Annotated in this window: 1 protein-coding gene; it reads left to right on the forward strand. The window is 53.3% G+C overall.

Annotated elements, in window-relative coordinates; translation table 11 throughout:
• The first annotated feature begins 6 nt into the window (after window positions 1-6).
• Entirely contained in the window at window positions 7-13,830 is a 13,824-nt protein-coding gene (locus CVV44_21085; GenBank protein ID PKL35310.1) for a non-ribosomal peptide synthetase, read from the forward strand.
• Window positions 13,831-13,842: the final 12 nt, after the last annotated feature.

Genomic DNA, 13,842 nt, shown 5'->3' on the forward strand with positions numbered 1-13,842 from the left:
TTTTCTATGGATTATCTCACCAAGCAGAACATTGCCGATATATATCCCCTCTCGCCTATGCAGCAGGGGATGCTTTTTCATACGCTGTATGATCCCGAAGCATCGGCATATTTTGAGCAATTCTGCTGCACCATAACAGGCACCTGGAACCTGGAAAATTTCCGGAAGGCCTGGAACCACCTTGTTGATCAGCATGATATATTCAGAACCGTTTTTAACTGGAAAAATGTGGCCCAGCCGCTGCAGATCGTTTTAAAAAAAAGGCCCGTGGATTTTTTTGTTCACGACCTGGGGGCCATGAGTGAGGAGGAGCAGAAGAAGCGGATAGATGAGTTTATAATCCGTGACAGGAGCGGATCTTTTGATCTCGCCCGCGGCTCCCTTATGCGTTTCAATGTATTCCAGCTCACGGCGGACAGGTTTTATTTTGTCTGGAGTTATCATCACATCCTCCTTGACGGGTGGTGTCTGTCCCTTATCATCTCCGATCTCATGGCGGCTTACATGGCCCTGGAAAAGGGGACAGCACTTCCTCATTTCAACCGCCCGTCATACAAGGGGTATATTGCCTGGCTTATGAAGCAGGATAAAAAGAAGTCCACGACATTCTGGACGGAATATCTCCAGGGTTTCGAGGCGCCCACGGTCCTGCCCTGGGACAACCGTGATGCTGGAAAGGAATTCGATATCAGGGAATATGCCTTTACCCTTCCGCAGGAAATGACCGCTGAACTCAATGATTTCGCACGGAAAAATCGTGTTACCATGAGCACTCTCATACAGGGTGCCTGGGCTCTGGTTCTCGGCAGGTACAGTGGGAGTGATGACGTGGTGTTCGGTTCCATTGTTTCCGGAAGGCCCGCTGATCTTAAAGGGGCGGAACAGATGATAGGTCTCTTCATCAATGCTCTTCCGGTCCGGGTCAAGCTGAACCGGAGTGTGGGCGACATGCTCGCCATGCTGCAGGAGAAGACACTGGGTATACAGGAATTCAGTCATTCCTTCCTTCCCGATGTGAAGGCATGCAGCCGTGTACCCCGTAGCAGCAATCTCTTCGACAGTCTTTTTATTTTTGAGAATTATCCCCTCGATTCCTTTTCTTTTGTCAACGAGGACGGCATCGGTGTAACGGATATTAAAGCCATTGAAATGACCAATTTTGATCTCACCCTCTGCGTTCTGCCCGGTGAGAAACTGAAAATGACCCTGGCCTATATGCAGGGACGTTTCCTTGACGTCACCATTGAGCGGCTCATGAATCACCTGGTGACCTGTCTCAGGGCATTCCTCGACGATGCATCGGCATCTGCCAACGATATCGATATTCTTTCCCTTGAAGAAAAACGACTGATCCTGAACGATTTTAACAATACATCCCTGTCCTATGATGAAAGCAAAACCCTGGTAGGACTTTTTGAGGAACAGGTCCTGCTATCGGGCCTTGAGGCGGCTGTCCGGTTCAGGGATCAATCTCTCACCTATGAGGAACTGAACGCACACGCCAACCGGCTTGCCTGGATGCTCCGCGAACAGGGGGTTGTTCCCGGCACCCTGGTGGGCATGATGTTCGATTCGCCCGTGGAAACCGTGGTTTCCATCATGGGTATACTCAAGGCCGGCGGCGGCTATCTTCCCATCGACTATGAATTTCCCGAAAGCCGCATACAGTACATTCTCGGCGACAGCGCCATGCCCGTTCTGCTCACAACGGAAAAACTCGCCGGCAATGTGAAACACGCCGTAAAGAAGATATGCCTTGATTTAAATAACGACGGATTTCTTTCTCAGCCCTCGCATGATCCTGATCGGATCAACAATGCCGGTGATACGGCCTATGCCATATACACATCGGGCTCAACGGGAAATCCCAAGGGAAGCCTCATTCCGCACCGCGGCGTGGTGAACCTGGTCCAGGGTCTGAAAAAGGAGATATACTCACATTACGAAGGAAGGCTGAAGGTGGCGCAGCTGGCGTCCTTCAGTTTCGATGCCTCTGTGCAGCAGATATTTGCAGTCCTGCTGCAGGGGCACACCCTGCTGCCCGTACCTGCCGCCATGAAGCGTGACCTGGGGGAACTGATTCCGTATATTGTCGAAAATAAAATAGATATCATCGACGGTACGCCCTCGCTCTGGGGGCTTCTTATTGAAAACGGTCTGGGTGACCGCGAAGGCCTTAATCTGAAGCATATCATTGTGGGAGGCGAGCCCCTGCCGGCGGTACTGGTGAGAAGATTCGGTGAAAGCAGTTACGGCACTTCCGTTAAGTGGACCAACGTGTACGGTGTCACGGAAGCCAGTGTTGATTCCACGCATTACACGGTGCGGGCCGCTGAACTGCAAAACAGGAGTCATGTTCCCATCGGTACGCCCCTGGCCAATACGCAGATATACATCCTGGACCGCTCGCGCCGGCCCGTTCCTATCGGCGTGCAGGGAGAGATTTATATCGGCGGCCATGGCCTGGCAAAGGGATACCTGAACAATCCCGGACTCACAGAAAAAGCCTTTGTCGCCAGTCCTTTTATTCCAGGAGAGCTCCTGTACAAGTCCGGGGACCTGGGGCGATGGCTTCCCGAGGGAACGGTTGAATTCATCGGGAGGATGGACTACCAGGTAAAAATCCGCGGTTTCAGGATTGAGCTCGGTGAGATAGAGGTCGCCCTGGGAGGCCATGAATCCGTGAACGACTGCGTAGTAGTGGACAGGGACGACCCCCGCGGGGAGAAGTTCATCATCGCCTATTATGCCTCGGAGAACGAAATTCCCATCGCCGAACTGCGGTCCTTTCTGGGACTGACCCTTCCCGAATACATGATACCCCTGAAGTTCATCTGGATGAAAGAGCTTCCCCTCAACACCAGCGGTAAAATAGACCGCAGATCTCTGCCTGAACCTGATGATCTCAGGCCCGAGATGGCCGTCGAGTATGTGGCGCCAAGAAACGAGATGGAAGAAAAGATCGTTGAGCTGTGGAAACAAGTCCTGGGAGTTGACCGTATAGGTGTTTTCGATAATTTTTTTGAACTGGGCGGCCATTCCCTCAGGGCGACCCAGGTCGTAGCGGCCATAAAGAAGGAAATGAACAGGGATGTGGCCCTGAAGGCCATATTTGAGAATCCCACCATTGAAGGTCTGTGTCGTGTACTGGAGTCCCGGGGCGGAGAAGCCTATGAGCCCATAGATGCCCTGCCGGTTCAGAAATATTATGAAATGTCCAATTCCCAGAAGCGTCTCTGGTTTCTTTATAAACTCATGCCGGGATCTTCATCGTATAACATACACGGCGATATAATGCTGGAAGGAAAAGTCGATATCGACGCCGTCATCGGGGCGCTCCGGATCATTATGGAACGCCATGAGATACTTCGCACCGTGTTCAAAGAGGTGAATGATGAACCGCGCCAGTTCATTTCCCGGGAGATGCAGCTGACTGTTCCCGTGGAGGATGTCTCCGGAATGAAAGACGCAGATAACCGTGTGGCGGCTATCATAAAGGAAGAAGAAAACTTTGTTTTTGACCTGGAAAGGGGACCCCTTTTCAGAGTAAAGATAGTGAAACAGGCCGTGGAAAAGCACATGCTCCTGCTCACCATGCATCATATTATTTCCGACGCTTGGTCATCGGGCGTACTCATGAAGGAGGCAGCGCTGCTCTACTCGCAGATAACGGCATCGGGTTCGCCGCAGCTGCCGGCCCTCAGGGTCCAGTACCGGGACTTTGCCGTATGGCAGCAGCGCATGCTGGACCGCGGCATGCTGAAGAAGCACGAGGAGTACTGGAAGAAGGAACTGTCCCATCCGCTGCCTGTGCTGGATATCCCGGCTGACCGTTCGCGGCCGCCTGTCCAGACCGATCACGGCGACGTCTGCCGTTTCAGTCTCGATGCCGATGTATCGGAGTTATTGAAAAAACTGACGGGCGAGAAGGGCGCTACGCTGTACATGACCATCCTGGGCCTCTTCGCTCTTTTTCTCAGCAAGCTCACGCAGCACGATGATATTATCATCGGTTCGCCCATTTCCGGCAGGAACCATCCCGACCTCCAGGACCTCATCGGGTTCTTCGTGAACACCATTGCATTGCGCCTGGACCTGGCGGAAAATCCCTCCTTCAGTGATTTTATGAACCAGGTCAAGACAAAATCTATCGATGCCTTCGCGCACCAGGACTATCCCTTTGACCGTCTCATCGATGTGGTGAATCCCGCGAGGGACACGAGCCGGACGCCCATATTCAACACCATGTTTGTCCTGCAGAATGACGCCGATTCCCTGCGGCAGGCCACCATGGGGGGCATCACATTCAGTGATGTCACGGGAGACCGGGGAATAGCCAAGTTCGATCTTACCCTTTTTGCCTTTGAGAAAAGGGACGCCCTTGAATTGGCCTTTGAATACAACACGGACCTCTTTGACCGTGAAACCGTCGAGGCCTATGCAGGATATTTTACCAACCTGATAAAGCAGGTTTGTTTATCGCCGGAGAAAAATGTCTCGGCCTACGGGCTCCTGAGCGATTCCGACAGGGAAAGACTTTTTGAAACCTTTAACCGTACGGAGAAGGAATATCCGGCTGAGCGCTGCATACAGGAACTCATGGGAGACATGATTGAAAAATATCCCGACAGGACAGCTCTCGTCTGTGGCGGCGAAACGCTCACGTACGGCGAAATGGGGAGCCGTGTCAACCGCCTGGCCCACTACCTGCAGAACCGGGGTGTGGGGCCCGGGGTGCCCGTGGGTATATTCATGGACAGGTCCATGGAAATGGTCCTGGGTGTACTGGCCGTTATACAGGCAGGCGGTACCTATATTCCCATAGAATCGGAATATCCCGCGGCGCGGATATCCTACATACTGAACGACTGCGGGGCTTCCCTTATACTCACGCTTACCGACGTCATGGACCGCCTTCCCGTTTTTAACGGAGAGATCATTGTTCTGGATAAAGACCATGGTACCCTGGATAAATACCCCGATACAAAACCGGAAACGACAGTCACCGGCGATGACTTGGTGTATGTCATCTATACATCGGGATCAACAGGAGAACCCAAGGGGATAGAGATCGAGCACCGGGGGCTGGTTAATTACATAACCTGGGCTGCCGACTACTACGGAGCCTGGGATGGCGGCAGCTTTCCGCTCTACACCTCCATGACCTTCGACCTCACGGTCACCAGTATATTCGTACCACTTACCACAGGTCATGCCATACACATTATGCCTCCCGGCCTGGATGCCACGTCGCTGGTAAGGGCCGTGATAACCAGCGATACGGATATTGCAAAGCTCACGCCGGCGCACCTGGAGATTGCCGATGCACTCACGGCCGGTGATGTTGTCAAACCGCGACGGCTCAACAGGTTTATTCTCGGCGGCGAGGCCCTTTCACCGCGGGTATCCCGTTCCATGCTTGAGCGCTATCCTGAACTGACTATCTACAATGAATACGGTCCAGCCGAGACCGTTGTGGGCTGTATCGTCCATGCCTTTAAATCGCTGGAAGAGGATTGCGCCAGTGTGCCAATTGGTACGCCCATCGCCAACACGGTCATCTATATCCTGGACCGGTACATGAATCCCGTTCCCGTGGGAGTGCCCGGCGAGATTTACATCAGCAGCCCCGGCGTAGCCCGGGGATATCACAATAAGGATGATATCACCGCCGGGAGTTTTGTTCCCAATCCCTTCAGGCCCGGCAACCGTCTGTACAAAACAGGGGATCAGGCCCGGTGGATGCGTGACGGTATTATCGAATATATCGGCCGCGTTGATCACCAGGTCAAGATCCGGGGCTATCGCATCGAGCCCGGAGAGATTGCAACACTGCTATCAACAATGCAGGGGATTACGGAATGCACGGTCATCGATCGCAGGGATAAAACCGGCGACTTGTACCTGGCCGCGTATTATGTGGCCGGAGCGGAGATACCGGTCCAGGAGATCAAGTCCTTTCTGAAGGATCGGCTCCCGGAATACATGGTGCCGTCTCGTTTCATGCGCCTTGATTCAATGCCCTTGAATCCCAACGGCAAGGTGGACCGCAAAGCGCTGCCTGAACCTGAAGCCGTTGTATCGGCAGCGCACTACGTTGCGCCTCGTGATGAGATGGAGCGTGCCCTTGTGCAGCTCTGGCAGGAACTCCTGGGTGTGGAGAAGATTGGTATTCACGATAACTTTTTTGATCTCGGCGGCCATTCCCTCAAGGTGACGCAGGTTGTCGCGAGAGTTAAAAAAATGTTCGACAGGGACGTGACCATAAGCGGATTTTTTACTGAACCTACCGTGGAGGGTCTTGCCGCGCTTCTTGGTGGAGCGGCTGAAGAGGGCATCCCTTCCATACTCCCCGTGGCAAAGAGCGATTTCTACGAGCTCTCCCATGCGCAGAAGAGAATGTGGTTCCTGGACCAGATGATGCCCGGTACCGCTACCTATAATATCCCCATGCTTTTCAACCTGGAAAGTACGATCAACATAGAAAAGCTCCGCGGTGCACTCCAGGCTGTCGTTGATTCCCAGGAATCACTCAGGACCTGTTTCAGGGATTTTGATGGAAGGCCCGTCCAGGTGATCGCCGATTATTTGAAAGCGGAAATCACCGTGATTGAAAATACGGACAATGTGATGGAAACGGCATTCCGGGAAATGCTGCGGCCTTTCAACCTGGCCGAAGCACCGCTTTTCCGCGTCATGCTGGTAAAGAAAAATGACGGCGCATTCCTCATGGTCATGACCATGCATCATATCATCTCCGACGGCTGGTCCGTGGAACTGCTCATGCGCCAGCTCATGGGCGCTTATACGTCACTCGCAGCAGGCTCATCACCGCAAATCCCGGCATTGCCTGTCCAGTACAGGGACTATGCCGCATGGCAGAACACCCTCCTGGAAACGGAATTCCTGCGGAAACAGGAAGATTATTGGAAACAGAAACTGGGGGGGACTCTCCCCGTTATTGATCTCCCCTTTGACCGGCCCAGGCCGGCCATGCAGACACTGAATGGCGCCGCGTACCGGTTCACCATCCCGGTGCAGGCCACTGAGAAGCTGAGAGTCCTGGCCAGGCAAGAGAACATGACCATGTTCATGATCATGCTGGCTGTTTTCGATATGCTCATCATGAAGCTCTCGGGACAGGAGGATATCATCGTGGGTACGCCCATCGCGGGGCGCAATAATCCCGATGTGCAGAATATCATCGGTTTCTTTGTGAATACACTGGCACTGCGCGTGGCCGGAGAGGGAAACCCGTCTTTCACGGCATACCTGGAACGGGTAAAGGAGAGCTGCCTGGGGGGATACGCGAATCAGGATTATCCCTTTGACCGGCTTATCGATGCTGTAAATCCCGTGCGGGACATCAGCAGAAATCCCATCTTCGACATATTTTTCGTCTACCACCAGAGCGGTGGTGATATCGGCAAGGCCGCTTCTTCGGGACTCATAAGCTTTGACGGGCTGGTGGAGGGGATTTCAACGTCGAAGTTTGATATCACCCTTAACATCTCCGATCCCGGCGATGAACTGCAGGCCATTTTTGAATACAATACCGATCTTTTTAATCGAGAAACCATGAGCCGCTTTGCCGCTTATGTTCTGAATCTCGTTGATGCCGTGACGGCCGATCCCGGACGACCCCTGTCGGAATACAGTGTCATGGGTGCGGACGAACTCCATTCGATCCTGTATGGTTTCAATGAAACTGCGGCCCCATTTCCTGCCGCGACATGTCCCTATCGGCTTTTTGAGGAGCAGGCGGCGAAAACTCCCGACAGGACGGCAGCGGAGTTCAACGGCGCATTTCTGACCTACCGGGAATTGAACGAAAAGGCCAACAGGCTTGCACACCGCCTCATGAAGGCAGGAGTTACAGCCGAATCCAAGGTTGGTCTTCTCGTGGACCGGTCCTTTGATATTCTCATCGGCATCCTCGGCATTCACAAGGCCGGCGGGGGCTATGTTCCCATGGACCCGGACTATCCCCAGTCGCGTATCGAGTACATGCTGGAGGATTCGCAGAGCCCGGTCCTGGTAACCCAGAGCAGGCATATCCCGCGTCTGAAAAAGAAACCGGAACATATCATAGCCCTTGACCGCGAAGACATGGGCGGCGAGAACAGTCAAAATCCCGTATCACGGGCCGGTTCGGATAACCTATCCCATCTCATCTACACCTCGGGGTCAACGGGGCTTCCCAAGGGAGTCATGATCGAGCACCGTAATGTCACGGCCTTCCTTCACTGGTGCCTGCGGGAATTTTCACCGGAGGAATACGCCGAGATGATAGCGGCCACATCAATGTGTTTCGATCTCTCGGTTTTTGAGTACCTGCTGCCCCTCATTACCGGATCGAAGGTGATCATACTGCGCTCGTCCCTGGAGATGAACGAGTACCTGGAGAAAAACACGGCAACCATGATAAACACGGTGCCCTCGGCGCTGAAGCATTTCATCAGCGTGAGTTCGAAACGGCACCGGGTCATGGCTATAAACCTGGCTGGTGAGCCGCTGAAGCTTGATCTCGTCCAGGCCGCCTATGAACATATTGACGTTGACAAGGTGCGGAATCTTTACGGTCCCACGGAGGATACCACCTATTCAACGGGATTCATGGTTCCCCGGAATTATGGCAGGCAGCCTCTTATCGGGCGGCCCATCGACAATACCAGGGCCTATATTCTTGACCGTTATATGAAACCGGTACCGGTGGGAGTCAAGGGCGAGATATACCTCTGCGGTGCAGACCTGGCCCGTGGATACTGGAACGCTCCGGAAAAAACAAAGGAACGCTTTATTCCGAATCCCATAACGGGCGATGAATACCCCTTTATCTACAAAACGGGAGACCTGGGCAGCTGGCTTTCCGATGGCAACATCGATTTCCACGGCAGGGTCGACTACCAGGTGAAGATACGGGGCAACCGCATCGAGCTGGGTGAAATAGAGACGCGCCTGTCCGAAGTCGATGAAATCAGCGACATCTGTGTCATCGACCGCGACGACCGCGACGGAAACAAATACCTGGTTGCTTACTATGTCGCCGATGAGGACCTGGTCATTGGCAGCCTCCGCGAGTTCCTTAAAAAGACTCTGCCGGACTACATGATTCCGTCCCGGTTTATCCGGGTGAATACACTTCCCCTGACACCTAACGGTAAAGTTGACCGTAAAGCACTCCCCGATCCCGACGAACTCCGCCCTGTACTGCAGTCGGAATACGTGGCACCCCGCAGCGAAACGGAAAAAACACTGGCTGATATCTGGCAGCAGGTGCTGGGAATGGAACAGATCGGCGTAAAAGATAACTTCTTCGACCTGGGAGGTCATTCCCTGAAGGTTACCGAAGTAGTCGCCCTGGGCAAAAAACGCTTCTCACTCGATCTCGAAGTGCGAATGCTTTTCGAGGCGCCCACCATCGAGACCATGGCCGAAAGGATTGAGGAACTGCGAAAGGGTGGATCTGGGTATATGCTTATCGGTAAACAGGAAAGGAAAGAGTTCTATGAGCTCTCCCATGCGCAGATGCGCCTCTGGTTTCTTGACAGGATGAGTCCCGGCGAAGCCACGTATCATATACCCATGGCCATGATTATGGAAATGAATCTCGATGTGACCCTGCTGGAGCGGGCCATCCAGATGGTCGTCGACGGGCAGGAATCGCTGCGAACGGGCATCACCTCACGCAACGGCGAACCCGTTCAGTACATAGTTGACGAGGTGAACGTTTCTCTCGATGTACAGACTATTTCCTCCAAGGATATACTGCAAAGTGTTGTTCTCGAGGTTTCTGCTCCCTTTGATCTCTCACAGGCACCCCTTTTCCGGGTCAGGCTTTTCAGAATAGAAGATGGAAGATATTTATTCGTCTTCGTCATGCATCATATAATATCTGACGGCTGGTCCCTGAAGGTTCTGGTCAGGTCCCTTGTGGAAGCCTATGCCGGACTATCGCGTGACGAATCTTTCACCATGCCGGAATCGGCCATACAATACCGTGATTATGCCGTATGGCAGAACGAGCTTATCCGCAGCGGCGGTATGAAAAAACAGGAGGAGTACTGGAAAGCGAAGCTGGGCGGAACACTGCCGGTGCTGGATCTTCCCTTTGATCGTCCCAGGCCGGCGGTGCAGACGCAAAATGGTGCCGGTTTCAAGTTTACCCTCGATGCTGCTCTCACCGGCCGGATTTATGAAAGGGTCCGGGAGAAAAACATCACGCTCTATATGTATCTCCTTGCCGTTTTCAACATGATGCTTTCACGGCTAACGAATCTCGATGATATCATAGTGGGTTCCCCCATCGCGGGCCGGAACCATCCCGATGTGGAAAATGTGATCGGCTTTTTCGTCAATACCCTGGCATTCAGGACCGACATGGCCGGCAACCCGTCTTTTGAAACGCTCCTGGGACGCGTTCGGGAAGTCTGCCTCGAGGGATACGCCGGACAGGATTATCCCTTTGACCGGCTTATCGATCTTATTAACCCCGTGCGCGATACGAGCCGAAGCCCCATCTTCAATGTTTTCTTCGTGCTGCAGAACGAGGCCGATGAACTTTCGGCCGGCGGCATGAAGGGATTTAATTTCGAAGAGGTGAGCGGAGAGCACCGGACTGCCAAGTTTGATCTCAGCCTCTATGTGTCGGAATTCAGCGACCGGCTCGAGGCCTATTTTGAATACAACACCGATCTTTTTGATAAAGCCACGGTGGAGCGTTTTGCCGGTTACTTTAATATGCTGCTCAGTGCAGTCACTGCCGATACGACGGTAAAGATCGGCCATTGCCCCATGCTGGACGATACGGAAAAACAGGCGTTGCTTGCCGATTTCAATGCAACTGACAGGGAATACCGGAAAGATATCCGTACCTACCAGCTTTTCGAGGAGCAGGCGCAGAAAAATCCCGGGTCCGTGGCCGTGGTGTACGGCGATATGTCCATAACCTACGGCGAACTCAATGTCAGGGCCAATCAGCTGGCACGGAACCTCCGGGAAAAGGGTGTTCGGGCCGATGACATTGTGGGAATCATGGTGGATCGCTCGATTGAGATGATCATCGGCATACTGGCGATAAACAAGGCCGGCGCGGCCTATCTACCCCTTGATCCCGTCTATCCCCAGGACCGCATTATCTATATGCTGGAAGATGCCGGGGCACGCATACTCCTTTCCCGGGAAAGCCTGGGAGAAAAAATACGCGAGATGAATTTCCAGGGAACGGTCATCGATATATTTGATAAAGACCTCTATACGGGCGACGGCTCTGATCTTACCCCGATAAACGGGCCGGAGAATCTCATCTATGTGATCTACACCTCGGGATCCACGGGGAAACCCAAGGGCGTCATGCTGGAGCATGGGAACGTGGTCAATTTTATCACGGGGATGTGCGAGGATATCGACTTCTCACCGGCCAAAACCATTGTCTGTCTCACCACCATTTCCTTTGACATATTCGTTCTGGAGACCCATCTGGCCCTGGCACGGGGAATGAAGATCGTCATGGCCGGCGAGGTCGAGCAGAATGACCCGGAACACCTGAAGGACCTCATTGTCCGCAATGGTGTGAACATGCTGCAGAGTACGCCATCGAGGCTTCGCCTGCTCATGGAGAGCGCCGGATTTATAGAGAGCCTCTCCTGTCTGTCGGAGATACTCGTGGGAGGGGAACCCTTTCCGGAAGACCTGCTGGCCATTCTGCGGAAGTCAATGAAGGGACGTATCATAAACGTCTACGGTCCCACGGAGACCACGGTATGGTCGACACTGAAGGATCTGACCGATGAGGCGCGGATCACCATTGGAAAACCCATCGCCAATACGCAGATATACATCGTCGACCGCTTTGACAATATCCAGCCCCGCGGCGTCATGGGCGAACTCTGCATAGGCGGTGACGGCCTGGCCCGCGGCTATCATAACAGGCCCGAGCTGACCGCGGAGAAATTTTGTCCCAACCCCTTTGCCGCCGGCAAGAAAATGTACCGCACCGGCGATCTGGCCCTATGGCTTCCCGACGGAAACCTCATCTGCCACGGCCGCGTGGACCATCAGGTCAAGATCCGCGGGAACAGGATCGAGCTGGGTGAAATAGAAATCAGGATTCGTAACTTTGAAGCCATTGACGATGTGGCCGTCATCGACCGCGACGACCGGCTGGGAAACAAGTACCTGGCCGCTTATTATGTTTCACAAAATGAGATACTTCCTGCCGAGTTCCGTGAATTTCTTAAAAAGGATCTTCCGGCCTATATGATTCCCAGCCGCTTCATGCGCATGGATTCCCTGCCTCTGACGCCTAACGGCAAGGTGGACCGGAAAGCCCTGCCCGAGCCCGATGATAAAAGGCTCATGGCGGAAAATGAGTATGTGGCGCCTGCAGGAGATGTTGAAACGGCCCTGTCCCTGGCCTGGGGTGAGGTGCTGGGACTGGAAAGAGTGGGGGCAACGGATAATTTCTTCGACCTGGGAGGGCATTCGCTGCTCATCATGAAGGTAATCGCCAGGCTACAGTTCCGATATCCCGTTACGGTCCAGGATTTCTTTGATTACCAGACGGTTCGTCTTCTTGCTGAACGTATCGCCGATAATATGAGCCAGGCCGGTAAGGTGCCGGTCAATGAAACACTGGTAAGCGAGGAAAAGACAGCCGTCAGTGTTGATATTCCCCTGTCAGGAACCGCGGAAAGGCCGCGCACTGTTTTTCTTACCGGTGTCACGGGATACCTGGGAGCCCACCTTCTCTTTGAACTTCTGAAAGAAAGCGATGCCGTCATATACTGCCTTGTCCGTGCGAAAAGCAGGGAACAGGCCGAAGAGCGGATACTTGCAACCATGAATTTCTATTTTGAAAATGTGAATATTGATTTTGCCCGTATCCATGCCGTTCCCGGTGATATTGCCGTTGACGGACTGGCCATCGGGAAGAAAGACATGGCGAAACTCGGGAAAGGCCTTGATGCGGTCATGCACTGCGCCGCCGATGTCAGGCACTTTGGTGATTATGCCCAATTCGAGAATATCAATGTCATGGGTACCGGGAGAATGATAGAACTGGCCAGGGCCGTCAACTGCCGCCGGTTCCATCACATTTCCACCATGAGTGTTTCCGGCGATCACGTCCCGGGCATGTCTCAGGCCGTTTTCAGAGAAGGGGATTACGACCGGAACCAGCGTTTGGATAATGTGTACGCCCGGAGCAAGTTTCATGCCGAGGGACTGGTAAGGGCTGCCATGGATTCCGGCCTCAATGCTACCATCTACCGGGTCGGTATCCTGGTAGGTGAAACGGGCAGCGGCAGGTTCCAGCGTTCCATCGGTACCAATGCCTTTTACGGTTTTCTCAAAGGGATACTGGACCTGGGTGCAATCCTGGATTTCACGGCGGAAACCGTGGAAATGACTCCCGTTGATTCCTGCCGGGAGGCTATTGTGAAGCTTATGACCATGCCGGAAACAGCGGGACAGTGTCTGCATCTGTATAATCCCCGTTATATAAGCCTTAACCGGATCGGGCAGTATCTTAATTCTTTCGGGTACGATATTACCATGGCCTCACCGGGTGATTTTGCCCGTGTCATCGGCAGGGCCAACGAGGAGAACGCCGCATCTCTCGAGGGCATGGTGCCTCATCTTTCCGGCGGTGTCGCAGCGAAAACAAACATACTGTATGATGACAGTATTACCAGCTATTTTCTCACGGCAACGGGATTCAGATGGCCGGAGCTGAATGAAGAATTCATCCATGCCATTTTCAGATATGGCGTCACAGCCGAATTTTTCGAACCGCCCGTTTCCAGAAAAGAATTTGCATACTCGGAATAAAACAGGGCGGTG

The organism is Spirochaetae bacterium HGW-Spirochaetae-1, assembly GCA_002839375.1.
In the GTDB taxonomy this organism is placed as follows: Bacteria; Spirochaetota; UBA4802; order UBA4802; family UBA5550; genus PGXY01.